Annotated in this window: 22 protein-coding genes and 2 pseudogenes; 4 read left to right on the forward strand and 20 right to left on the reverse strand. The window is 57.2% G+C overall.

The window, feature by feature from the left end; translation table 11 throughout:
- Window position 1: 1 nt before the first annotated feature.
- The 7 genes and pseudogenes from D3879_RS27830 to mhpB form a co-directional block, all read right to left on the reverse strand.
- Window positions 2-1,117, reverse strand: a pseudogene (locus D3879_RS27830) (HAMP domain-containing protein); the annotation flags it as partial.
- Between the two features lie 214 nt (window positions 1,118-1,331).
- Complete coding sequence (locus D3879_RS10535; RefSeq protein ID WP_119954192.1) at window positions 1,332-1,940, reverse strand: FMN-dependent NADH-azoreductase; 609 nt, start codon at window positions 1,938-1,940, stop codon at window positions 1,332-1,334.
- Between the two features lie 100 nt (window positions 1,941-2,040).
- Window positions 2,041-3,078 (reverse strand): 4-hydroxy-2-oxovalerate aldolase, encoded by a 1,038-nt coding sequence (gene dmpG / locus D3879_RS10540; RefSeq protein WP_119954193.1) that lies wholly within the window; start codon window positions 3,076-3,078, stop codon window positions 2,041-2,043.
- Between the two features lie 10 nt (window positions 3,079-3,088).
- Complete coding sequence (locus tag D3879_RS10545) at window positions 3,089-4,027, reverse strand: acetaldehyde dehydrogenase (acetylating) (protein WP_119954194.1); 939 nt, start codon at window positions 4,025-4,027, stop codon at window positions 3,089-3,091.
- A 17-nt stretch (window positions 4,028-4,044) separates the two neighbouring features.
- Complete coding sequence (gene mhpD / locus D3879_RS10550; RefSeq protein ID WP_119954195.1) at window positions 4,045-4,839, reverse strand: 2-keto-4-pentenoate hydratase; 795 nt, start codon at window positions 4,837-4,839, stop codon at window positions 4,045-4,047.
- A 45-nt stretch (window positions 4,840-4,884) separates the two neighbouring features.
- Window positions 4,885-5,745: an alpha/beta fold hydrolase gene (locus tag D3879_RS10555; RefSeq protein ID WP_119954196.1), complete on the reverse strand. Its 861-nt coding sequence runs from the start codon at window positions 5,743-5,745 to the stop codon at window positions 4,885-4,887.
- A 12-nt stretch (window positions 5,746-5,757) separates the two neighbouring features.
- On the reverse strand, window positions 5,758-6,708 hold the full coding sequence (gene mhpB / locus D3879_RS10560; protein WP_119954197.1) for a 3-carboxyethylcatechol 2,3-dioxygenase: 951 nt from the start codon (window positions 6,706-6,708) through the stop codon (window positions 5,758-5,760).
- Window positions 6,709-7,317: 609 nt separating this feature from the next.
- Here mhpB and D3879_RS26530 point away from each other — a divergent pair.
- A complete protein-coding gene (locus tag D3879_RS26530) occupies window positions 7,318-7,473 on the forward strand; it encodes a hypothetical protein (protein WP_158592078.1) in 156 nt (51 codons plus the stop codon).
- A gap of 24 nt (window positions 7,474-7,497) precedes the next feature.
- Here D3879_RS26530 and D3879_RS10570 read toward each other — a convergent pair whose 3' ends face one another.
- Window positions 7,498-9,366, reverse strand: a complete 1,869-nt coding sequence (locus D3879_RS10570; RefSeq protein ID WP_119954199.1) for a putative bifunctional diguanylate cyclase/phosphodiesterase — start codon at window positions 9,364-9,366, stop codon at window positions 7,498-7,500.
- Between the two features lie 134 nt (window positions 9,367-9,500).
- Here D3879_RS10570 and D3879_RS10575 point away from each other — a divergent pair, with 134 nt between their 5' ends.
- Window positions 9,501-9,809, forward strand: coding sequence for a hypothetical protein (locus tag D3879_RS10575; RefSeq protein WP_119954200.1), 309 nt, complete (start codon window positions 9,501-9,503; stop codon window positions 9,807-9,809).
- A 107-nt stretch (window positions 9,810-9,916) separates the two neighbouring features.
- Here the strand turns inward: D3879_RS10575 and moaA are convergent, their stop codons facing one another.
- On the reverse strand, window positions 9,917-10,909 hold the full coding sequence (gene moaA / locus D3879_RS10580; RefSeq protein WP_119954201.1) for a GTP 3',8-cyclase MoaA: 993 nt from the start codon (window positions 10,907-10,909) through the stop codon (window positions 9,917-9,919).
- A gap of 401 nt (window positions 10,910-11,310) precedes the next feature.
- Here moaA and D3879_RS27010 point away from each other — a divergent pair, with 401 nt between their 5' ends.
- Entirely contained in the window at window positions 11,311-11,535 is a 225-nt protein-coding gene (locus D3879_RS27010; RefSeq protein ID WP_420800926.1) for a HipA domain-containing protein, read from the forward strand.
- 120 nt (window positions 11,536-11,655) lie between these two features.
- Here the strand turns inward: D3879_RS27010 and D3879_RS10590 are convergent, their stop codons facing one another.
- The 9 genes and pseudogenes from D3879_RS10590 to D3879_RS10630 all read right to left on the reverse strand — a co-directional run bounded on the left by D3879_RS10590 (window position 11,656) and on the right by D3879_RS10630 (window position 20,208).
- Window positions 11,656-11,826 carry an FMN-binding negative transcriptional regulator gene (locus tag D3879_RS10590; RefSeq protein WP_119954203.1) on the reverse strand — a complete coding sequence of 57 codons (171 nt, stop codon included), beginning with the start codon at window positions 11,824-11,826 and terminating at the stop codon, window positions 11,656-11,658.
- Window positions 11,811-12,032 (reverse strand): DinB/UmuC family translesion DNA polymerase, encoded by a 222-nt coding sequence (locus tag D3879_RS10595; RefSeq protein WP_119954204.1) that lies wholly within the window; start codon window positions 12,030-12,032, stop codon window positions 11,811-11,813. Before D3879_RS10595 ends, D3879_RS10590 begins: the two co-directional genes overlap by 16 nt.
- Window positions 12,029-12,145 carry a hypothetical protein gene (locus D3879_RS27835; RefSeq protein WP_158592079.1) on the reverse strand — a complete coding sequence of 39 codons (117 nt, stop codon included), beginning with the start codon at window positions 12,143-12,145 and terminating at the stop codon, window positions 12,029-12,031. The genes D3879_RS10595 and D3879_RS27835 overlap by 4 nt, the downstream gene beginning before the upstream one ends.
- A gap of 185 nt (window positions 12,146-12,330) precedes the next feature.
- Entirely contained in the window at window positions 12,331-12,963 is a 633-nt protein-coding gene (gene gmtX, locus D3879_RS10605) for a gamma-mobile-trio protein GmtX (protein ID WP_119954206.1), read from the reverse strand.
- Window positions 12,956-16,777, reverse strand: a complete 3,822-nt coding sequence (locus D3879_RS10610) for a VPA1269 family protein (protein WP_119954207.1) — start codon at window positions 16,775-16,777, stop codon at window positions 12,956-12,958. The genes gmtX and D3879_RS10610 overlap by 8 nt, the downstream gene beginning before the upstream one ends.
- 35 nt (window positions 16,778-16,812) lie before the next feature.
- Window positions 16,813-18,147, reverse strand: coding sequence for a gamma-mobile-trio recombinase GmtY (gene gmtY / locus D3879_RS10615; RefSeq protein ID WP_119954208.1), 1,335 nt, complete (start codon window positions 18,145-18,147; stop codon window positions 16,813-16,815).
- Between the two features lie 155 nt (window positions 18,148-18,302).
- Window positions 18,303-18,425 (reverse strand): annotated as a pseudogene (locus D3879_RS10620) (radical SAM protein); the annotation flags it as partial.
- Between the two features lie 84 nt (window positions 18,426-18,509).
- Complete coding sequence (locus tag D3879_RS10625) at window positions 18,510-19,478, reverse strand: GTP 3',8-cyclase MoaA (RefSeq protein WP_119954209.1); 969 nt, start codon at window positions 19,476-19,478, stop codon at window positions 18,510-18,512.
- Window positions 19,479-19,569: 91 nt separating this feature from the next.
- Window positions 19,570-20,208 carry a TetR/AcrR family transcriptional regulator gene (locus D3879_RS10630; protein WP_119954210.1) on the reverse strand — a complete coding sequence of 213 codons (639 nt, stop codon included), beginning with the start codon at window positions 20,206-20,208 and terminating at the stop codon, window positions 19,570-19,572.
- A 75-nt stretch (window positions 20,209-20,283) separates the two neighbouring features.
- Between D3879_RS10630 and D3879_RS10635 the strand changes: the two genes are divergently transcribed.
- Window positions 20,284-21,417 (forward strand): aminotransferase class V-fold PLP-dependent enzyme, encoded by a 1,134-nt coding sequence (locus D3879_RS10635; RefSeq protein WP_119954211.1) that lies wholly within the window; start codon window positions 20,284-20,286, stop codon window positions 21,415-21,417.
- 374 nt (window positions 21,418-21,791) lie between these two features.
- Here the strand turns inward: D3879_RS10635 and D3879_RS10640 are convergent, their stop codons facing one another.
- Together D3879_RS10640 and D3879_RS10645 are read right to left on the reverse strand one after the other, a co-directional pair.
- On the reverse strand, window positions 21,792-22,571 hold the full coding sequence (locus tag D3879_RS10640; RefSeq protein WP_119954212.1) for a TatD family hydrolase: 780 nt from the start codon (window positions 22,569-22,571) through the stop codon (window positions 21,792-21,794).
- A gap of 13 nt (window positions 22,572-22,584) precedes the next feature.
- Window positions 22,585-22,941 carry a PilZ domain-containing protein gene (locus D3879_RS10645; protein ID WP_119954213.1) on the reverse strand — a complete coding sequence of 119 codons (357 nt, stop codon included), beginning with the start codon at window positions 22,939-22,941 and terminating at the stop codon, window positions 22,585-22,587.
- Window positions 22,942-22,970: the final 29 nt, after the last annotated feature.

Below are 22,970 nucleotides of genomic sequence, written 5' to 3' on the forward strand. Positions count from 1 at the left end.
AGCCATTGAACTCGTTGGCCAGGGTCGCCAGCTCGTCGTTGCCCCTGACCGGCAGGCGCGAACAGAGGTCCGCCTCGCCCACCGCCAATTGCCGAATGGCCTGCACCACAGCGTTCAAGGGACGCGCCAGCGCCTGGCCAAGCAGCAAGATCATGCCGCCCAGTAGCAGCATCGAGAAACTGCCCAGCAACAGCAGCTTCAGCGCTAGCGTCTTGACCCCACCCAGCAGGGCCGCACTGGGCAGCGCGATACCGAATGACCAGGGCGTGGCGGTGTCGCCTATGACGACGGGCACCGCAAGCATAAAGACCTCCTCGCCCATCGCCGGTGAGACGAAGCGCAGGGTTAACACCTCGCCGTTGCGTACGGCATCGATCATGGTTTGCAGGTGCTCGCCGAGGAAATCCGCCTCGGTCTCGGCCTCAAGACGCCCCACCCGTGCGGGATCGGGATGGGCCGCCAACCTGGTGTCGTGGGCGGTCAACGCAGCCAGGCCCACACCCAGAGGACGCAATTGCGCCACCCGCTGCTGCAACTGATCCGCGTCGAGGCCAAGCCCTAAGCTGCCCACCACCCGGCCATTCAGTCGTACCGGAACTCGAAGCACAATCACCAGCCTCGATGAACTGATGCTGGGTAGTAACCGCGGCGACGAGATGCTCTCACGCTCTGGCACGTCCAGCCCAACAGCCCCCAAGAGGGCTCCACGCTGCTCCACCCTTGCTGGCTGCACACTTGTTCCGTCGCGCAGCCAGAGCACCGCCCCACTGTCAACGGAGTGCTGCGGCAGCCACCAGACCGCACTCACCTGCGGATTTTTGTGTAGAAGGGATTCGAGCATTTGGTCTGCGCGCCGGCTGTCCAGCAGTTGTCCATCAACCAGTTCGCTAGCGAGCAAATCCGTGGTCATCCGAGCGGCATGCAAGGCACCGTCGAAGTACGCCGTGATCTCGCTCGCCTGCTGATGGACGATCGCTTCGACGGCCACTTCCGCCAATGCCTCGGTAGAGGTTTTGCTCGACCGGTAAACCATCAGCACGGTGCTCAAGTAGACCAGCAGCGTCAGGGGCAGGATGGTCAGCAGCAGCTTGTTCTTCATGGACAGGTTGGCCAGCATGGGGGTTCCTGGATAGAGGGTGGCCGGCCGCTCACCTGCGCGCCTGAACGGCAGATCTTGTCGATGCCTGCTACGGGTTGCGCTTGTCGATGCCAAGCGATAAAGCACCTGGGGATGGCACCTCGGATCGATGGCCACGACCCTGTGCCAGAACACTCCCGGGGAAACCACTGGAGACCTTGAGGGTCCCGCGGGCCAGAATTGCCCTTATGCGCTATAGCGCGTTGATGAAGGTGTCGATCGCCTTGTGAGCGCTCGCCCTGGACTCATCGTGGTTGATATCGCTGTGTACCATGCCCTCGAGCATGACGTGCTCCACATCTGTGATGCCCATAAAGCCCAAGACCACGTCTATATAGGGACACAGATGGTCCATGCGACTACCGGAGAACAGCCCGCCGCTGCTACTCAGCACAACGACCGTTTTGCCACGGCACATGCCCTCGAGTGTGCCGTCGGCCACCTTGCGGTAGGTCTTGCCGCTGCGTACCACCAGGTCTATCCAGACCTTTAGCAGCGACGAGACCGAGAAGTTGTACATCGGGCTGGCCAGGCAGATGACATCCGCCTGCATCACCTCTTCGATCAGTTCATCGGACTTGCTGACGCCGGGCGTTCGCTCCTTGCCCGGCTCGGCCAGGCCGTAGAAGGCCTTGATGGTGTTGTCGTCGAGGTGCGGCAGTTCGCTCTCGGCCAGGTCACGGGAGATCACCCGCGAGTCGGGGAACGTCTGGGTCCAGCGATCCTTGAAATAGCGACTCAGGGACCGGCTGTGCGAGCCGGTCTGGCGAGCACTGGAGTCGATCAGCAGCAGGGTTGTCATGGCTTTGTTCCTTTAGCGGCGATTGCTCCGGGATGAATCGGGTTGGTGCGGCCTGCCCAGCCGGCCGCAGCCCGCTGGATAGTCCGACCGATTGCCCGCCTCAGGTCGGCAGCACGTTCGGCCCGTTCAACAGGTCGAGGGCAACGTCGACGATCATGTCTTCCTGGCCGCCGACCATGCGCCGTTTGCCCAGTTCGACGAGGATGTCCAAGGTCTTCAGGCCGTATTTCGCTGCCGCTACTTCGGCATGCCGCAGAAAGCTGGAGTAGACGCCGGCATACCCCAGGGCCAGGGTTTCGCGGTCGACCCGCACCGGGCGGTCCTGCAACGGACGGACGATGTCGTCGGCGGCATCCATCAGGGTGTAAAGGTCGGTGCCGTGGTTCCAACCCAGGCGTTCGGCGGCGGCGATGAATACTTCCAGTGGCGCGTTACCGGCACCCGCGCCCATTCCGGCGAGGCTGGCATCGATGCGGTCGCACCCCTCTTCCACCGCGGTGATGGAGTTGGCCACGCCGAGCGAGAGGTTGTGGTGGGCGTGCATGCCGGTCTGGGTTTCCGGTTTGAGCACGGCCTTGAATGCACGGAAACGCTCGCGGATGTCCTGCATGTTCATGGCACCGCCGGAGTCGGCCATGTACACGCAGGTCGCGCCGTAGCTCTCCATCAGCTTGGCCTGTTTGGCCAGATGCTCAGGGGCGATCATGTGGCTCATCATCAGAAAGCCGACGGTGTCCATGCCCAGTTCACGGGCGTATTCGATGTGCTGCTTGGACACATCCGCCTCGGTGCAGTGGGTGGCCACGCGCACGATACGCGCGCCGGCGTTATAGGCGGCCTTGAGGTCGTGCACCGTACCGATGCCGGGCAGCAGCAGAGTGGCGATCTTTGCGTGGGTCAGCACATCCGCCGCCGCCTCGATCCACTCCAGATCGGTATGGGCGGCGAAGCCGTAGTTGAAGCTGGAGCCTTGCAGGCCGTCGCCGTGGGCCACTTCGATGCTGTCGACCTTGGCCTTGTCCAGGGCGCGGGCAATGTTCCGCACATTCTGAATCGAGTACTGGTGACGAATCGCGTGGCTGCCGTCACGCAGCGTCACATCGGAGATGTAGAGTTTTTTGCCGGGATTGAAAGTCATGTCGGTCTCCTCAGGCGTTCTGCATCGACTGCGCCATGCGCTCGGCAGTAGCCAAGGCAGCGGAGGTCATGATGTCGAGGTTACCGGCGTAGGCCGGCAGGTAATGGGCGGCACCTTCGACTTCGAGGAACACCGAGGTCTTCAGCCCGCTGAATTTGCCCAGGCCGGGGATGTTCAGCGGCGTGGACTCAGGAATTACATCGAACTGCACTCGCTGCTTCAGTCGGTAGCCCGGCACATAGGCCTGCACGGCGGCGGCCATTTCCTCGATGGAGGCTTCCACATGCTCCTGGTCGACGGCTTCGGACAGCACGAACACTGTGTCGCGCATGATCAGCGGCGGTTCTGCCGGGTTCATGATGATGATCGCCTTGCCTTTGGCGGCGCCGCCAATCACCTCGATAGCTTTCGAGGTGGTTTCGGTGAATTCGTCGATGTTGGCGCGGGTGCCGGGGCCGGCAGATTTGCTGGCGATCGAGGCGATGATCTCGGCGTAGTGCACCTTGGCCACACGGGACACAGCTGCAACCATCGGAATGGTGGCCTGGCCGCCGCAAGTAACCATGTTGACGTTGAGTTGGCCGAGGTTCTGCCCCAGGTTGACCACCGGCACGCAGTAAGGGCCGATGGCCGCCGGGGTCAGGTCGATCAGACGGATGCCAGCCTTGGCTTTGCGCAGCAGCGCATCGTTCTGCACATGGGCGCTAGCCGAGGTGGCGTCGAAGACGAAATCGATGTCGGCGAATTCCGCCATCTCGATCAGCCCCGCCACCCCTTCGTGGGTGGTCGCCACGCCCATGCGCTGGGCACGGGCCAGGCCGTCCGAGTTCGGGTCGATGCCTACCATGACGCCCATTTCCAGGTGCTTGGCGTTGCGCAGTATCTTGATCATCAGGTCGGTACCGATGTTGCCGGAACCTACGATGGCGACTTTGAGTTTCTTGCTCATGGAGAATGCTCCTGTAGTTACTCGGCGCCGAAGTCGACACCGACTTCGCCAATACCGTCGATTACCGCCTCAAAGCGGTCGCCGGCGGCGACGGGCGCCATCGGCCCGAGGGCTCCGGTGAGGATGATGTCGCCGGCCTTCAGCGGATCGCCCAGGCGGGCCACGGTGCGCGCCAGCCAAACAGCGGCATTGAGCGGGTGACCGAGGCATTCGGTGCCGCTGCCGGAGGACACCAGCTCGCCGTTGCGAGTCATGCGCATGGCCGCGTTGCGCAGGTCGAGGCCGTCCATCCGGCGGGCCGGGCCGCCGAGCACGAAGCAACCGCTGGAGGCGTTGTCGGCGACGGTGTCGACAAAGCGGATGTTCCAATCGGAGATTCGACTGCCGACAATTTCCAGGGCCGGCAGCACCCAGCCAGTGGCAGCCAGCAACTCAGCGAGGGTGGTGTCCTCGCGCGGCAAGTCGCGTTCGAGGATCAGGGCTATCTCGGCCTCGATCTTCGGTTGCAGCACAGAGGACAGCGGCACTACCTGGCCATCGCCGTAGGCCATGTCGGCGAACAGGGTGCCGAAGTCCGGCTGGTCGACACCCAGTTGGGCCTGAACCTTGGGATTGGTCAGGCCGATCTTGCGGCCGACCACTCGACGTCCTGCGGCAACAGCGTGGACCACATTGATGCGCTGGATAGCATAGGCGGCCTCAGCGTTGTCTTCGCCGATCCACTCGCGCAGCGGCCCCATGGGCGTACTGTCGGCTTCAGCCCGCCGCAGCGCGGCAGCCAGTTGTTCCAGGGTTTGTTGGGTAACACTCATGAATCACCTCGGGTTGGCGCTGCCGCCGGAGCGGCTGCGGCTCGATCAGTGGCTGAGGAAATCCAGCACCATGCGGTTGAACTTGTCGGCGTGCTCCCACTGGGCCCAGTGGCCGCAGCTGTTGAACACGTGCAGTTCTGAGTTGGGAATGCCGCCGAGCAGGCGCAGGCCCGTGTCCATCGGCACGAAACGGTCGTTGCGGCCCCAGATGACCAGGGTCGAGGCACTGATTTCGCCGAGACGTGGGCTGAAGTCGGGGAACTGTTTGGGGTTGGCGGCCAGGCTCTTGACGAAGTTTTCCAGGTGGTCGCGGCGCGACAGCATGTTGTCGAGGCGGGTCTGGAACAGTTCCTCGGTCAGGTCGCTGGCGTCGAAGACGAAGACGCTCATCATCTTCTTCAGATTGTCGATGGTCGGCTCGCGGTACAGGCCCTGCAGCAGCTTGATGCCTTCGGTCGGCATCGGTACGAACGGGCTGGGGCCGCCGGTACCGCCACCCATCAGCACCAGCTTGCCGACGCGGTGCGGGTAAGCCAGGGCGAAGGCGACGGCACTATGGCCGCCCATGGAGTTGCCTAGGATGTGCACGCGCTCCTGCCCGAGTACATCGAGCAGGCCCTTGAGCACGCGGGCATTGAGATCCGAGCGCGAGCCGGTGCAGACGATGGAGTCGCTTTTGCTCCAGCCTGGGCAGTCCATCAGGATCACGCGGTAACCGGCCTCGACCAAGGGGGCGATGTTGCGATTGAAATTGGCCCAGCCGCTGGCGCCCGGACCGGAACCATGCAGCATCACCACAGTCTCAGGGCCTTGGCCGCAGTCGTTGTAATGGATCTGCAGGTCGAGGTCGCCCTCTCGGATGCGGGCGAAGTGGCTTGTGGCGGCTTCGGTGAATGCAGTAGTCATCTTATGGCTCCTTCAATTCGGGGTACGGGGCTGGGCACTGAGCGAGCCGAAGCCAGCGATCCACTCGGGGATCGGCCGGTAGTAGCGATCGCTGGCTCGATAGGGGCCGAAGGCGGATAGTGCGGCGAAGGCGGCCACCCAGGTTTTCACTTCGTGGGTGGACTTACCGGCGAGGGCGGACAGCTCGGCATTGCCCAGCCCGTCCAATTCGGTGAGGCGTCCTTCGCCGAGGATGTCGAGGAACTGCTGATCCCACTCCGGGTTGAGCGGGTGCAGCGAGTTCTGGTCTTCGATGAAGCGCTGGGCAGCGAGGATCACCCGCTGCTGGCGCGCTTCGCGTTCATCGGCCGGCAAGTTGCGGCCGCTGCCCATCAGCCGGTCGGCCATGCGGGCATCTACTTTGGCCAGTTCCGGCACCGGCGGCTGGTGCGACAGGCCGCCAGAGGCAAGAAACAGAACCCTTTTATTCAGCGTCCGGGCAAAAGTCCCGATGGCCTCGCCGAGCAGGCGGGCACGCTGGAAACCCGGTAGCGGAATGGCCACCGAGTTGACGAAGACCGGGATCACCGGGCAACGATCGAGGCCGCCGAGCAGCAGCTCGAGCGGTTGGGCAAAGCCATGATCCACCTGCATGCGATAAGACACCGCGACATCCACGCCTGCGTCCAGCACTGCAGTAGCGCAGGCTTCGGCCAGCTCTCTGGGGACGCTGAGCGGACCGGCAGCGGTGCCGAAGTCGCCGATAGCATGAGCGGCCATGCCGATGCAGAACGACGGCATCACGTCATAGAAAAAGCCGTTGTAGTGGTCTGGCGCAAACAGGACCACCAACTCCGGCGCAAAGCGGGCAATGCGCTCGCGGGCGCCCGCCACCACCGCATCGACCCCGGCGAGCACTGCAGGTGCCGGATCCACATGACCGACCAGCGGGGTGTGCGACAGGCATTGCAGGTAGGCACTCATCTCAGGCCACCTTGCTCACACGAAAGGGGGTGACCGCCGAAGGCGTCCCCGCCAGGATCCGGCTCGGCGAACTTCAGGGTGACTCGGTACGTCGCATCATTCATGAGCGATTAGCTCCGTAGCAGACTTCAGTTACCAACCTTCATTGGCAGGCAGACCTCGTCGGTTGGCATCTCAGGCGTAAAACTTCGTCTGGCAAGGCATCTGGTCGCCGATTGTCGTTTGCAACGGCGCACTCAGTGCGTTGCCACTGACCCGACCCGACCCGATCATAGGAAGCCCGCCCAGGACCGGCGATCCAATGGGTTACGCCGTTATCCCGGCAGCGAAAAAAACCGCGCGCCTTAACGCAATCAGTGACATGAGGTCGTCCGAAGCCTCACGCGTCTCCCGGCCAAGCAATGGGCCGGAGCGGCGGTGTGCTTGTCCTAATCCTCGACGAGCCAGAACTGGCGAGTAATTCTGAGATGAGCCAACGACCTGGTGGGGTGACCGGGTGACGAGCAGGACGCTCTGCTCGATAGGCTTCAGGAGCAAGTGGTCATCGGTCTTGAGCACCGCGACAAAAGCGGGTTCGGTCGGCACTACCAGAGTGGGCGGAAACAGTCAGTGCTCCAATTCAGCATCAGACAACGCCGCCGGCAACAGCCAAGTGAGACCGCCTCCGCCGCCTTCGTCAGCCTGCTGACCGGCGCCCATGAAGAGGCCGCCAAAGTATCGGCAACCTACAACGACTTCGACGGCAACGGCGCCAGCGCCGATTGAACTGATGAGCCGGTGACGCCTGCCTCAATGCCAGGTCGAGTGAGCTTCCCAATCGCGGAATTGCTCCGCGGGGATTGGCCGGCTGATGGTGTAACCCTGGGCGATGTCGCAACCGAGCCGCCCAAGCTGGGTCAAGGTGGCCTGATCCTCGACCCCTTCGGCAACTACAGTGAGATCCAGGTTGTGCGCGAGTTCGATGATGGAGTGCACTATCTTCGCCGAGCCGTCGTCGCAGGTCATACGAGTGACGAAGGATTGGTCGATCTTCAGCGAGTCCACCGGCAACTGCTGCAGGTAGGCCAACGATGAGTAACCGGTGCCGAAGTCGTCGATAGCAAGCTGTGCGTCGAGGTTCTTGAGCCGCACCAGCGTCTCCATCGCCGTCACGGGGTCTTCCATCAGGGCGCTTTCGGTCAGCTCGAACTCGATCCAGTCCGACTGCGCACCCCAGGTGGCGAAGGAGCCGTTGATCCGCTCGAGCAGCTTGGGATCGCGCAGGTCCCGCGCCGAGAGATTGACCGACACCGGCCGCTCGATGCCTTCTTCATGCCAGGCATAGCGCTGAGCCAGCGCCGCGTCCAGCACCCAGTAGGTGAGCGGCGTGATCAGCCCGGTACTCTCGGCGAGCTTGATGAATTGGTCGGGGGCGATCAGGCCGTGCTGAGGATGCTGCCAACGCACCAGCGCTTCTGAGCCGCACACCTTGTTCGTGGCGATCTGTAGCTTTGGCTGATAATGCAGCAGGAGCTCGTTGTGCTCGATCGCCCGCCGCAGGTCGCCCATCAGCGCCATGCGTTGGGCGCATTCCAGGTCCAGGCCACCCTTGAACAGCGCATAACCGGTGCTGGAGCGTTTGGCCTGCTCCAGGGCGATACTGCCCCGGCGGATCAACGCCTCGGGATCGGTGCCGTGACCGGGGTACAGGGCAATCCCGATGCTCGCCCGGGCATCGAGGAATAGCCCGGAAAGCTCGATCGGTTCATCGAGCGCCACCAGGATCCGCTGCGCCAACTGCGACGCCTGCTCGGCGCCGCCGCTGGGCATCAGCACGGCGAACTCGCACTCGCCGACCCGGGCAACCGGGTTCGCCGCGCCCGCCGTTTGCACCAGCCGATTGGCGATTTCCTGCTGGAGTCGGTCGGCCTCATGGTAACCCAGGACCTCATTGATCTCCCGGCTGCGCCCGACTTCCAGCTGCAGTAAGCCGAGTGGTCGCCGCTCCTGTTTGGCTGCAACTATCGCTTCCTCCAGCAACTCCCGCAGGCGGACCCGGTTCGGTAGCCCAGTGAGGGCGTCAGAGTAAGCCATGCGCTTGATGGTGGCCTCAGCCTCCGCGGCGCGGGTGCGGGTGCGCAGCGTGGCGATGCCAAAGCCCAGATCCTCGGCGGCCTGACTGAGTAACTCCACCTCCTGCGCACCGAAGGCATTGGGCTCGAGGGCGCCGATGTCGAAGGAGCCGAAGATCTCCTCCTCGACCCACAGCGGCAGCGACAGCAAAGAGGCGATCCCGCGCTCCAGCGCACCTTCGCGCCAGGGGCCGAGCGCTGGGTCACTCTGCACGTCATGGCTGATGCAAATCTTGCCGGTGCGGATTGCGGTCCCCGCGGGGCCCCTTCCCAGCTCGGCATTGGCCCAAGTCAACCTGAGCGAGCTGGCGTAGTCCAGGTCGAGTCCGGTCTGGGCCAGGTGGGTGATGCTCTTGCCCGGATCGTGCTCGGCGCGGCCGACCCAGGCGAAGCGGTAACCGGCCTGCTCTACCACCACCCGGCAAATCTCCTGGTACAGCGCGGTTTCATCCGTGGCACGCAACAGCGCCCGGTTGCAGCCACTCAGGGTACGCAGCGCCCGGTTGAGGAACCCCGGTTCTTGCTCGACGGACGCCTGCACTGGCATAGCCGACCTCCAATTGCTATAACGTTTCCGCTCAGTATAGTTCTGCCGCCATGACACTATGGGTCAGCAGTCGGCCCTGCCATTTTGCGGAACAATCAGGGCCGGAGTGATGACGGATCTTCGGAGATGGGTTGATGCCTGAGCCATCCAATGACGAATTCGGCGCCTATGTGGCGGCTTTGGAGCGCGGTAGCATCATTGCCGCGGCTGACTGCGGTAAGACTGAGCAGATAAGCCCCTGCGGTGGCATGCTCTACCGGACGCAGGCTTATACTCATGCGGGCGTAGATGCAATTTCTACCAAGCTCAAGAAGCTGGATATCCCGCCTGAAAAGTTTCGCGTTGCGACTATCGTCGGTTGGTGTCTTCGATTCGTGGCATCGTTTCCACTGCGGTCCAAAACCAGGGCAGAGCAACCCAATATCTCGGCCGAATGGAATTGATCACCCCTAGCTTCGTAGACACCTCCCAGCCTTAAACTGAGGCAGAATAAAAGACCGCCTTGCGGCGGCCAAAGGGAAGTGGGCTTTAGACACATTTCGTACAGCCCCTAACCACCACTGGCATTCATGAAGCGCAGCACCTGTACTTCTCCGTCCAAACTGAATTCATGGCGCATGGGCTTGTGCAGCAGTCCTACCTGAATGGCGCTGAGCAATGGTTGGTTGGTTTCCGGGTAACGACGCAGCAAGGTGCGCAGGTCGATGGAATGCTCATGCCCCAGGCACAGCAGCAGACGCCCTTCCACCGTCAGGCGCAAGCGGTTGCAGCTGGCGCAGAAGTTGTGGCTGTGCGGCGAGATAAAGCCGATGCGGCTCTCGGGGAAATCCTTGAGGCGCACATAGCTGGCCGGACCGCCGCTCTGCTCAGTGCTGTCGAGCAGGCTGTAGCGCTCGGCGATGCGCTCGCGTACCCAGTCACTGGAGCAATAGCTCTCCCCACGCGAACGACCGACGTCCCCCAACGGCATTTCCTCGATGAAGCTGATGTCCAGGCCACGGTTGACCGCATAGTCGACTAGGTCGAGCACCTCGGCGGCATTGCGCCCCTGCATCACCACGGTATTCAACTTGATACGGGCGAAGCCGGCCGCAACCGCCGCATCGATTCCAGCCAGTACCTGAGCCAGGTCGCCGGTGCGAGTAATGGCGCGGAAGCGCGCTGGATCGAGGCTATCGAGGCTAATGTTGAGCCGCTTGACCCCGGCATCGGCCAGGGGCTGCGCCATCCTCACCAGTTGCGAACCGTTGCTGGTCATCACCAGCTCACGCAGTCCCGGCAGGACAGCGATCTTTTCACACAGGCCGACGATGCCCTGGCGCACCAGCGGCTCTCCGCCGGTGAGGCGAATTTTCTTTACCCCATTACCGACAAACAGCGCCGCCAGCCGGTACAACTCCTCCAGCTCGAGCACCTGCTGGCGGGGCAGAAAAGTCATGTCCTCGGCCATGCAGTACACACAACGAAAATCGCAGCGATCGGTCACCGACATACGCAGGTAATCGATACTGCGGCCGAAGCCATCCTGCAGAATGCTGTCCATTACGCGCTCCCGGCTCCTAGGGCGGCACGCCGCCCTGCCATTTGATTACTGCAGCAGTGGTGAATCCGCATCCTCCAGGGCGATGCCCTGGATATCTGCTGCGCCGATCAGGCCTTGGATGTATTACACCACCGCTACCTGTCAGACGCGCCGCTCCAGCTTGGCGCATATGCAGCTCTCCATCGCTTCGAAGGGCAGCAATTCACCCCCCATGCGTTGATCGCCCCAGACCCGGTGGAAGCCATAGCCGCTTTCCACCGGCTGAGGCGCCAGGCCGACCGGCATCCAAATTTGAAGTCCGGCTCGACCGCCCCTTCTTCCAGGCTTGGAATGGACGGTGGAGCGCCCTCTGCATGGAGTCCGATCATAGGAAGCCGACCCGGCCATAGCGCTCCAATGGGATACAGCGCTATCCCGATAGCGCCATGAATGTGCTGGCTGAGTCAATGCGCCAGCACCTAGACCATCGATACCTTCCCGAGGACCAAAAGGAGTTGTTCAGTCGAATGGTTTTCAACATCCTGGTGAACAACGATGACAACCACTCTCGTAATCACAGTTTCGTGCTTGGGGGGACCCAGAACAGAGTCCAGTGCCTGGATCACAGGGGCCTGATTCTCGAGTAAACCTGGCCTGGCGAATCAGCCCACTCTACGACGTGGTGCCAAGAGCGAGCGCGTCGATGGAGCGGAGGCTGCACCTCTTCTGCTCGACCTGAGCCAGCGTGGAGAGGTCACACAAGACCTCTATGCCCCTCTACCTCGCCTAGGAAGTGAACGACTTATGCAGGTCCGCACCGCGAAAACGACGAGTACTTCATCACCGCTTTGGACGTCCTTCCAGACGGGATTATTGCGTGCCACACGAGCATGAAGCGTCCCTTGCTCTCCTTGATTTGGTGCTAGTTCAAAAGGCAGATGGTTGTGGGCAGTGCGATGGTCAGAGCGTTGGCGTAGCGCGGCTTATGCGGGTTCTGCATCTGGGTTTGGATGCCCACCTGCAGGGCACCGCATAGCGAGGCCTGACAGCGCAGCTTTTCGGCTGCGCGCGTCATGTAAGTGGCTAGCGCCTCGCGTATCGGCGTCAAGTCCTTCAGCTTGGTACCAAACATCCGGTCGATCACAAATCAGCGAGCCACCTACCAGGCTTATGCATGCAGAGCACATATCGCAGAATCCGCATCTGGAGGGGCGCCTCAATGCCGAGGCGCGCCTGGTGGGCCTCGGCCTGGGTCACATGAATGGTGATGCCGTCGCGCAGCAGGTGCCGCAGTAACTTTTCCGTGTCGACACAGGGATCAATGGTGAGGCGGATCTGTTCGACTCATGGCGAGTGAGGCTAAGAAAGCCCATGTCGAATCCTTTCGTGAAGCCACAAAGCAGTGGGGATGAAAATTTAACCTAAAACCAAAAAGTATCCTCTCACACGACCTTCAAGGAGAGGACTTTCTCAATAGCGTCACGAAATCCAGGCTTGTGCACCGTCCTTCCTTTTGAATCTATAACCTCTCCCCTGCTACCGATCGATAGGCCCAAAGGCGCAAGAGTCTCAGGATCAATTGCAGCCTTCAGAGCCATCAACTCCATTTCGTTGTACTGAGGCGGAGACGGTGCTTCGTGCCCTGCTTGTCCCCCCAAATAAATCGGGGCACTATGGTAGGACTGTCGGGCGGCTTTTGCCTTCAGTGCCCGCAACTCCTTGGCCAGAAGTTGGACGCTCATACGAACTACGGGATCCTCAATCTTATCAATCCAATTGCTCTGGCTTGGCTTAGAACTGATAACGCCCTGGATTGAAATATGCTTCCACGCTTGGATTAGCTCTCGGTAGTGCTCTCCCGTTGAATTAACAATAGATTTTTCACCAGGCACAGGCAAACCACGATCCTTGCCGAGAGTGACTATTGTCTTGTATGAGAAGTCTGGCGAGCCACGTTGGTGGAGTAATTCGCACACCTCATTCAAAGCTTCGAGACTACGTTTACGGCGAATATCGCTCGCATCATTGATCAGCCTAGCAAAAGTCTCCTGCGGGGAAATCAATTGCTCACTCATAAATAAGATCCTCGGCCAAAGCAGTTTTAACAGTGCCACCGCTCGATAAAAGAAGCTGGATCTCAGGTGAAATCCTTTTAAGCTCCGGCTGGTGCGCATCAATATCAAGTAGCATTAAGTCACCTGCAAACAGATCATCAATACGCTCCCACGAACCAAGTCTCTGGAGCAGTAGTCTGTTGAGCTCATTGCAAACAACTAGTTTCTTCTGATCAGTGAGACGAAACATAGCTGGCTTAAGTCCGTTATTTTCAGCCATACGATCAATAGCTTGAGCGATAAGAGGGATAGCTCGAGACGGATTTGAAGATTGATAAATGGTGGCGTTCTGACATATTTCAGCCAACAAATGATAATTAGTTTTCGACTCTTCGATAGCCACACCGACCTCGTACAGATCCCCACCCGCTATCAACCTGATACCATCCTTGATCTCCGCGCTCTCTTTTATTAATTCTTCACACCCCAACATAAATCGGTAGGCAAAAACTGCATCATTCAAAAGAGCATCAAGCTTGGATGCACTTTGCTGCTGATTGGCTATTGCGCGTTTCCGATCCGACTCGTACAGGAAGGCCCGACCTTCTTTAAGAGCGTCATATTGATCTCTCTCGAGCCTATCCACTTCGGCAGTGAAACTATTGTAACGCTCAACCTCCGTATGAGACTCCAAACTTATCTCATTCCAGAGCGCGGTCAACCCACCATAAAATGGAACGCCTGTAATGAAGAATCGACACCGAAGGCAGTTCTTCTGGCCCAGGTAGCCCGCTTCAACTGGCGCGTAAATACTCTCAGCCTTCCTTTCAGTCAAGCACTCACCTCCTAGGTGACAGGAAGCTGCTGACATAGGACAAATTCCCCAGTCAAAGATCACACATGCAGTATTCGGAACATTCGACTCAATTAGAGATCTATTTCCATCAGTAGCAATTAGCTGACTACTGAGAGAATGCAACCCATGGGTCTTGAGCATCTCAATTTCGCGATCAGCTGCCAAGAGTGCAATCCGCTTCTCCACCTCACCCATTGGGCGCCGCATTTGCTCATTGTTTAGCTTGGTATAGTAAATTGTCATGACTAGTGAAGAATGGCCAACCAACTTAGCGATCAAGTGAATCGGTGCATTACCATCGGCAATGTATGCTGTAATCAAACTGACACGTAAGCTATGAGGCGTATAAGGACTAATAAATCTTCCTTTGTTAATTTCTGAAGGATACGCAAGGTCCTCACCAGGGCGTTGGATCGCATGAAGCAGCGCAGGTAACAAGTGTGAAAATGCTGTCGTGGTATGCAAAGGTTGTCCAGACGAATCAGTCCGAAATAGGAAGCACTGAGTCCCGCGCGACTTAAGAATCTTACTATTTGTTTCAGCACGAACCTTAATTTCGTCCCAAGGTGTAGGCTCACTCAGCGGAAGATATTTTGCCTGCCAATCTCTTAATAACAGAAACCAATACACTAAATCATCAGGAATCCACTCGACATCATAACCACCTTCTCTGCGACCAGTTTTATTTGTAGTCACGAAGAGCTTGGGAGCGTCCGATGCCCCTCTTTGTACAGCAGCTTGTGCTCTTCGCTTCTTAGTTCCTCTACCAACCAATGGGCCCGCATTTTCCACCCACCGAATCTGACCATCTGCATCTCGAACAGCGATTTCTTTATCTGCTTCACCACCATCCAACCAGAGAATTTGCTGACCTCTGAGTGGATATCTCAATAGAGTATATAGCGCAACGAAACGAACTGGCGTCCAGATCTGGAAGGTATTTACTCTCTCACGCCGCCCATCAATTCGACGCTCAGCGTTCTCTAGATAGCGCCAAACACAGTTAGGATCATTCTTATCAAGCTTAGACTCATCAATATCAATCCAGTCAGTGTAAGAATTAAAGAACTCTTGCAAATGGGGCATATCCCCAAGAGTCTGAAAGCCATTGGGTACCAAAAAATTGCGCGCACGCAAGATAAATTCATAGCCTAAAGGTGGCTTGGTCGACTGACTAGGACGGTAAGAAGGAAGGCCATCTAAGAACCCACTCAGAATGCTTGAAAATGGATTTCTATACTCTGGAAGAACAATCTTTTCGGAGCCATCAACATCAGTGCAATGTTCATCCAGAACCCACTGATAGAAAGCTTGCACGTTAGAATGCAATGGCCTCCTCATAGACTCTGCCTGGCTCTCAACCAAGCATATATATACGTTAACATCAAATTTGTTTGAGCGGAGCAACAAGTATCTGGGATCATCAGGATATTTCTGAGATTCAATAAAACTCAAAAAAATCTTAATGGATTTTCTCTTAGCAGCGATACCAACCTGAGTTGCTAACCATTTTTCCGCTTCCTCCAGCATCTTTGGGTAGCCGGCCGGAAAATAGACTGGCTTCTCCTTGCCCAAAAAAGCATATCCCCCCGACCAACCATTGAAGAGATAGAGCACGTGTGGCTGAGGAGACAAACGAGGATCTTCTCTATAGCGATCCCTGTACTCGTCCATACTCTGAATCCCCAACGCTTTAACTGCCGCTTGGGCTTCTTCATAAGTCTGATAATAGTCTGGCCGTTCCCTACCCAAAAAGTCATAGACGTCAGTCCAACCTACTCCTGCATAGTAAGAATTCGGACTAGAAGGCAATTTCGGATCTTCTCTATAACGCCTCTTATATTCGTGGGACGTCTGAATGCCTAGCTTCTGAGCAGCCGTTTGCGCCTCAGCATAGGTAAAGTAAATATTTCGCCCTATGCCTAGAAATTCATTCCAGCTAACCCATCCCTTACCCTCATAATGATAATTTGGATTACATGGTAATCTAGGATCCTCCTGATATCGCTTAAGATAATCCTTATAGCTCAATATCGTCAGCTTTTGCACAGCCAACTTTGCATCGAAATATTCGTAATAAAGAGTCGACCGTTCTTTATTCAAAAAATCATACCAATCAACCCACTCATCTGAATACACTAAATCAGGCTGACAGGGCAATTTCGAATCTTGAGAATAGTGCTTTTTGTATTCTTTAATGTTATTAATCTGAAGTTTCTGTACTGCAGATCGTGCTTCAGTATAGGTACGATAAAAGTCAGGTGACTCATTCCCCAAAAAAACGTACCAGTTAACCCAACCCTTACGGGCGTATACATTACTGGGGGACCTAGGCAACCTTGGATCTTCCGACCGTCTCAAAAAATACTCGGTACTATTCTTAACTCCTAGTGCTAGCGCAGCCGCTCGCGCCTCTAAATAAGTAGAATAGGGTTTACCCTTGCCAAAAAAATCATACCAATCAACCCAACCGCAATCCCGGTAATAGCTATCTGGCTTATGTGGCAATAATGGGTCTTCTCCGTAACGGAGCAGATATTGTTGAACGCTTCTTATTTTAAGCACCCTAACCGCGGCGCGAGCCTCTTCATATGTCGGATAAATAAGTCGATTTGGTCTATCAAAAAAATCTAAGAAAGCCACCCAGCCTTTGTTTTTGTATGCAACATGAGGATTGGAGGGCAGCCTCCGGTCTTCTTTGAAGCGCCGCTTATATTCGACAGAATCCTTTAAGCCAAGCCGTTTTATAGCGAGCTTTGCCTCTGCATAGGTATAAAGCTCAATTTTCTCAACACCTAAGAACTTGTACCAATCCTCCCATCCAATACCAGCGTAGACTACATGGGGATGACTGGGCAATCTAGGGTCCTGCTTATAATGTCTCTTGTAATCGGTAGATGATTGAATACCAAGGGCGCGCACAGCGGCTTGAGCTTCGATATAAGTGCTATATTTTTTTAATTTATTTTTTACAACCACAACAAATCCTTAATTTTGTACCAATACATTGATCGCTACATACTCAGCCGATCTTCCAATTCTCGTATCTGCTGACGGAGGTACTCAGCCGTAGGCTGAGTATAAGTTTCACTAGATTGTAGTAAGACGTGATGCAGAGCATTTTTGATGATGAGACGACTCGCCCCATTCCGCTGCAAGCGCTGTCCAAAGGCGTGTCGATGACCATGAGGAGTTGTACCGAAATTTTTTCCGTAACTCATTCCTATCCGTCGGACTGCAAGTTCGTGAGCCTTGCGAAAAGCACGATGCGTATAGGGCTTTCCATCTTGATTTGTGAAGGCATAAGGATGATCTAAACCAGATCCAGGTTTACTACGTTGTGTTAAATGGTAGTTACGCCAAAGCTCTGCAAAGACAAATGCGGTCTTATAGGGGTGAAAAAATACTTCGAAACATCGCTTTTCAGGATCAGTAATCAGCGGTTCTTTCCAACCGATAAATAGCGGGTCAATTGCTTTGACGAGCGTATTACGTGGTTGTAAGCCATATTTCTTTTGTAAGTACACACTGCGCAGCGATTTATTATCAGGAGCCATCCCATTTTGTGGATGGTAAACTCGGACTATAACCTCTCCCTTCTCAACAGTAACGTCACCTGACCACAAGGAAAGTGCCTCCGAAAGCCTCAGCCCGCCGTAATGCATTAAGTACGTAATTAATACATTCCGGATATCAATATGCCCTAGCGAATCACGCTTACGCCGCCTAAACCCTTCAGTAATCAATGATTCAAAATTATCATCTGGAAAATGTTTGACTGAAGATTGACGTTCGCCAGGCGAGTGTTTTGCGCGAAAGCTTCTAGACTTATCTGTTTCGGGATTTGCCCAAAGATGGGAAAGGAAAGCGTTATCGCGACGATGTGAATAGGCTGCCCAGTTCAATCGTTGCTCATGATCAGTAGCCTGCCTCCAGGGATTGAGTTGCAGGCTTGAATTTTCTGAAACGGCAGACAGCCAATCCGAAAAACGCGTGACGTGGGCTATTAGTTTTCCTGCTTCGGCTGGGTCTCTCGGCTGCCAATACAATCCGGACGGATCGTCGTAATTATCAACTGTCCCGGTGTATAGCGAGTCCGCGAATGAAACGAATAGCTCTTGTGGAGTTTCGAAATAGCCGTGGTTTGCCTCCATGTACTCCAGCAGCAATTGAACGGCGAATGTAGCTGAGTCCTGCCAAGACCTGCTTTTACGACGACTCCGGTACATGTAGCGAAGAAATTGATCCAGAACCCCATGATCAGTGATGACAACTGGCAATTTCTCATGCAATCCGGTGGCATTGGCAACAATGGTTCTGTACTCACGGTGCGATGACTCAAATGCCATGACAGCCTCGACTTCTGGGATTTTAGTACATTAATTGGGTAACTCTAGTTTTTTGGCTACAAACAAGCAACCCATGACTGGTCGAGAACGAGCCATTTTCAGGTTCAGACGAAGGGGATAACGGGCAGATTTAGGAGTACAGCAGGGGGTAACTAATCGCAAAAACTGCACTGATTCCAGGAGCAACCATTAGTCACCGGCAGAATCAGCGAGTGCGCCTCACTCGGCGGGCGGAACACCGGCTCGATATAATTGATGGGAAATTGTTCGGCACTCATGTGCAAGCAGATCCTTGATGGCGTTGTAGACGCAGCGGACAACGTCGAGGTCGCGGGAAGCTAGCGGCGAGGCTGGTTCGAGAATCAGCCGCCAATAATTTTCATCACAGTCACGCCGCCAGAGAACGCCATATCCTGCTTGTCACCCAGCGCCTTGACCAATAACCGCTGCAAGGCTGGCAAGGCCTGATGGCGTGGTTTGTCGAGCAGGTCACCGACATAGTGGCGATTACTCGATGACAGGCAGCCGTGCAGCCAACCCGTAGAGGACAATCGCAGCCGCGAGCAGGTGCGACAGAACGGCACGCTTTCGTTGGCGATCACGCCAAAGAAGCCCTGCCCGGTGATCTGGTAACGCAATGCCGTGGCATCCAATGGCGCATCGGCCTGCTGATACTCGTAACGCCCACCGATCATTGCCAGCAGTTCGGGCATGCCGACGAACTGCTGTAAAAAGCTATTCGGATCGCGGGCCAGGTGGCCCATGCGCATCAGCTCGATAAAGCGCAGCTCGAAGCCACGCTCCAGGCAGTAATCCAGCAACGGCAAGACCTGATCCAGGTTCTGCCCGCGCAGCGGCACCATGTTCAGCTTGATCTTCAACCCAGCCGACCGCGCCTGCTCCAGACCATTCAGTACGGTGGCCAGATCACCGCCACGGGCAATCCGACGGAAGGCTTCCGGGTCGAGGGTATCGAGAGAAATGTTTAAACGGCGGATACTCGTTTCGAGTAACAGCGGCAGTTTGCGCGTCAGCAACTGACCATTACTGGTCAAGCTGATGTCGCTCAAACCCAGTTGGCTGACCCCGCGCAACAGCACATCCAGCTTAGGGCTGACCAGTGGCTCGCCACCGGTAATACGCAGCTTCTCAATCCCAGCCGCCTCAATCAGATAAGCCACCCCTCGGACCATGGCCTCGGCCGACAACTCATCCTGCGCCGCGACCAGACGCTTGCCGTCGGGCACGCAATAAGTGCAAGCGTAATTGCAGGCGGCGGTCAGGCTGATCCGCAAGTTGCGAAAACGCCTGCCCTGGCGGTCGACGATCATGGGCAACTCCGACGGGTTATACGCCGCAGTATATCCCCGCAGCCAGTCCACCCGCATGCTTGGCATGCTGAAATAGACCGGCTGAATGGCATCAAATGGGAGGCGTCTCGCCGTCGCGCTTGCGCTTGTTGCCCATGCGCACACCGATATCCATGAGGAACTGGAAGAAGCCTTCCTGATCTTCCAACACGTTGCTCCAGAACGGCGAGTGGTATAGCGCCACGGCGCCATGCACCAACGCCCAGGCAGCGCAATAGTGGAAGTATGGCGGCACGTCTTCCAGCTTGCCTTCGGCGATCCGGCCTTTAATTAGTAGCGTCAGGCGCTCGAAATTGGATGCGCGGATCTTATGCAACTGCTCGACCATCTCCGGCACTTGGTTGCCTTTGACGACTTTCTCCTCCAAGCGGTCGAACAATCGATAACGTTGCGGATCACGCATGCGGAACTCGAAATAAGCACGCGACAAGGCCTCCTTGTCACGATCCACGTCGGCCGAGTGCAGCAACTCGTTCAAATCACGCTCGTAGTCGAGCATCAGGCGCAGGTAGATCTCCGCCTTGGATTTGAAATGCTTGTAGATGGTGCCTTTGCCAATCCCTACGGCGTCAGCGATCATCTCGACAGTCACGCTATCCTCACCCTGTTCGAGGAAGAGTTTGAGCGCGACATCGAGAATTTCCTGCTCGCGGCGGCGAAATTCACGGATCTTACGGGGTTCTTTCTGCATAAAGAGACTGCGGGGTCAAAAATCGAAGGCGCGTATTATGCCTATTTAGGGCCAAATTGCACGGATCATCAGACCATGTACGCCTTTCATGATGAGTTTACGCAAGACCCAGGCCTGCGCTATCTGAACCACGCGGCCGTAGCACCCTGGCCACGCCGGGCGGCGCTGGCTGTCAGCCGTTTCGCCGAACAGAATGTGCTGCTCGGCGCCCGTGACTATCCAGATTGGCTACTAGTTGAGCAGCGCTTACGCGAACGCCTGATGCGGCTGCTGAATGCGCCATCCACAGCCGACATTGCGTTAGTAAAGAACACTTCGGAAGCCTTGTCCTTCGTCGCGTTCGGCCTCGACTGGCAAGCGGGCGAGCAAATAGTGATCAGCGATGAGGAGTTCCCGTCCAATCGTATCGTCTGGGAAGCGCTGAAACCGCTAGGCGTTGAGGTGATTCAAGTCAACCTGACTGGCTCCAACCCCGAGCAAACACTGCTTGCTGCCTGCGGGCCGCGTACGCGATTGATGTCGATCAGTGCCGTGCAATATGCCAGTGGCCTGCGCCTCGATCTTGAGCGCCTGGGGCATGGCTGCCGCCAGCGCGGCGTGTTGTTCTGCGTGGATGCCATCCAGCAGCTCGGCGCCCTGCCCTTCGACGCCCAAGCCTGCGACTGCGCCTTCGCCATGGCCGACGGGCACAAATGGCTGCTCGGCCCAGAGGGGCTGGGCGTGTTCTATTGCCGTAGCGATCTGCGCGAGCAGCTCAAACTGCACGAATACGGCTGGCACATGCTCGAACACGCCGGCGATTACAACCGCACGGACTGGCAGCCGGCACGCACCGCCCGGCGCTTCGAGTGCGGCAGCCCGAATATGCTCGGGGCCATGGCCTTAGAGGCTAGCCTGTCGCTGCTGGAGGAAGTCGGCATGGTCGAGGTCGGCAAGGCCCTGGAAGAGCGCGTGCAGTGGCTGCAAGACGGCCTGAGCGCGCTGCCTGGCGCCAGCCTGCATAGCCCGTTGAATCCGGCACGCCGCGCCGGCATCCTGACCTTCAGCTTGGCTGGCCGGGAGAATCAAGCGCTATTCGAGCAGCTTAAACGCGAGCAGGTAATTTGTGCGCAGCGCGGCGCGGGTATCCGCCTGTCACCACATTTCTATACCGAACCGAGGGTGATCGACGAGACTTTGGCACTGCTACGCCAGTTGGCTGCTGGGTGAGGACTCAGCAGCTGCGCCAGTATTCCAAATCTGTTTAAAAAATGAACGGAATTGGCCTGGACGATCGGCCATCTTCACCAATACTCATAGAGCTGGTGTGCGGCATCTCCCCCAAGTGCCCCACCAGTCGAGGTACCGTGGATTGTGTACCTTGTTTTACTCCTAATGGTCTTAACCCGGATTCATCCCCCAGAGTCCGGGTTTTTTTTTGGAATCCACTTTATGCCGGCTACGCTTGGTTATGCTGCGTTGAAAGCAGGCTCGGGCTGCTCATTTACGACCTGTACACTCCGCGCCCTCGCCTGCTTTCGCCTTGCCTAACCCGCGCTTGCTTCGGCCTAAAGACGGATTCTTGTGTTTCTAGATTAAGGCCTTTAGAGATGTGCCAACGGGAATAGGCGTTTGAAGTTTGCCGTGATCTGCTCGGCAAAGCTGTCGTAGTCGACGCCGCGTAACTCGGCGAGAAATTCCGCCACCTCACGCACATACTGCGGCAGATTGGGTTTGCCACGATAGGGGATCGGCGCCAGATAAGGCGAGTCGGTTTCCACCAGCAGGCGATCTACCGGAACTTGCCGGGCCACTTCACGCAAGGCCTCAGCATTGCGAAAGGTGACGATACCGGACAACGAGATGTAAAAACCGATATCCAGCGCGGCCTTGGCCATCTCCCAGTCTTCGGTAAAGCAGTGCAACACCCCGCCCTGCGGCAAGGCTGCGTCGCGCAGCAATGCCAAGGTGTCGGCGCGCGCTTCGCGGGTATGCACGATAACCGGCTTACCGGTGAGCTTTGCCGCCTCAAGGTGTAGACGGAAAGCCTCTTGCTGCAACTCGGCGGCTTCCGGCTCGTAGTGGTAATCCAGCCCGGTTTCACCGATCGCCACGACCCGCGGGTGATTCAACTCGGCCAGCAGCCAATCCAGTGCAGGTGCGACACCCGGCTGCAGATCGAGCGGATGCACGCCCACCGAGCAATCGACATCAACGTATTGCTCGGCCAGCCCTTTGACTGCGGCCGCGTTATCCGCGCTAACGCCGATACAGAGAAAATGCCCAACGCCACGCGCACGAGCAGCATCCAGCGCGGCATCCAGGGAGCCGCCATGGGCAGCCAGGTCGAGACGATCGAGGTGACAGTGGGAATCGACAAGCATGGGAAAATAACGCTTACATCGTGTGAGTTGGGCGGTCGGACGTCAGTGCCCCGGCCAGGTAGGTTTCGATCTTGTTGCGGGCAGTGTTGTCGCCATCATTGAACTGCACACCAACACCAGCAGCGCGGTTGCCCTGGGCACCTTTCGGGGTAATCCAGACCACCTTCCCTGCGACCGGAATCTTCTCCTGTTCGTCCATCAAATTGAGCAACATGAAGACTTCGTCGCCCAACTTGTAGCTTTTGTTGGTCGGAATGAACAAACCGCCGTTCTTGATGAACGGCATGTACGCGGCATAGAGCACGGATTTGTCCTTGATCGTCAGGGACAAGATTCCGTTACGCGGGCCAAGATTCGGTGGCAGGCTCATGCGGCATTCCTAGCTTACTGATTCAAGGG

It is taken from the genome of Pseudomonas cavernicola (genome assembly GCF_003596405.1).
Classification (GTDB): Bacteria; Pseudomonadota; Gammaproteobacteria; order Pseudomonadales; family Pseudomonadaceae; genus Aquipseudomonas; species Aquipseudomonas cavernicola.

Coding starts and splice junctions, on each gene's coding strand:
- mhpB (WP_119954197.1), bottom strand. CDS start 6,708: ATGAGTGCCTACCTGCAATGCCTGTCGCACACCCCGCTGGTCGGTCAT.
- D3879_RS10535 (WP_119954192.1), bottom strand. CDS start 1,940: ATGACAACCCTGCTGCTGATCGACTCCAGTGCTCGCCAGACCGGCTCG.
- D3879_RS10555 (WP_119954196.1), bottom strand. CDS start 5,745: ATGACTACTGCATTCACCGAAGCCGCCACAAGCCACTTCGCCCGCATC.
- D3879_RS10635 (WP_119954211.1), top strand. CDS start 20,284: ATGTACGCCTTTCATGATGAGTTTACGCAAGACCCAGGCCTGCGCTAT.
- D3879_RS10640 (WP_119954212.1), bottom strand. CDS start 22,571: ATGCTTGTCGATTCCCACTGTCACCTCGATCGTCTCGACCTGGCTGCC.
- dmpG (WP_119954193.1), bottom strand. CDS start 3,078: ATGACTTTCAATCCCGGCAAAAAACTCTACATCTCCGATGTGACGCTG.
- moaA (WP_119954201.1), bottom strand. CDS start 10,909: ATGGACAGCATTCTGCAGGATGGCTTCGGCCGCAGTATCGATTACCTG.
- D3879_RS10625 (WP_119954209.1), bottom strand. CDS start 19,478: ATGATCGTCGACCGCCAGGGCAGGCGTTTTCGCAACTTGCGGATCAGC.
- D3879_RS10645 (WP_119954213.1), bottom strand. CDS start 22,941: ATGAGCCTGCCACCGAATCTTGGCCCGCGTAACGGAATCTTGTCCCTG.
- D3879_RS10575 (WP_119954200.1), top strand. CDS start 9,501: ATGCCTGAGCCATCCAATGACGAATTCGGCGCCTATGTGGCGGCTTTG.
- D3879_RS10545 (WP_119954194.1), bottom strand. CDS start 4,027: ATGAGCAAGAAACTCAAAGTCGCCATCGTAGGTTCCGGCAACATCGGT.
- D3879_RS10630 (WP_119954210.1), bottom strand. CDS start 20,208: ATGCAGAAAGAACCCCGTAAGATCCGTGAATTTCGCCGCCGCGAGCAG.
- gmtX (WP_119954206.1), bottom strand. CDS start 12,963: ATGAGTGAGCAATTGATTTCCCCGCAGGAGACTTTTGCTAGGCTGATC.
- gmtY (WP_119954208.1), bottom strand. CDS start 18,147: ATGGCATTTGAGTCATCGCACCGTGAGTACAGAACCATTGTTGCCAAT.
- D3879_RS10570 (WP_119954199.1), bottom strand. CDS start 9,366: ATGCCAGTGCAGGCGTCCGTCGAGCAAGAACCGGGGTTCCTCAACCGG.
- mhpD (WP_119954195.1), bottom strand. CDS start 4,839: ATGAGTGTTACCCAACAAACCCTGGAACAACTGGCTGCCGCGCTGCGG.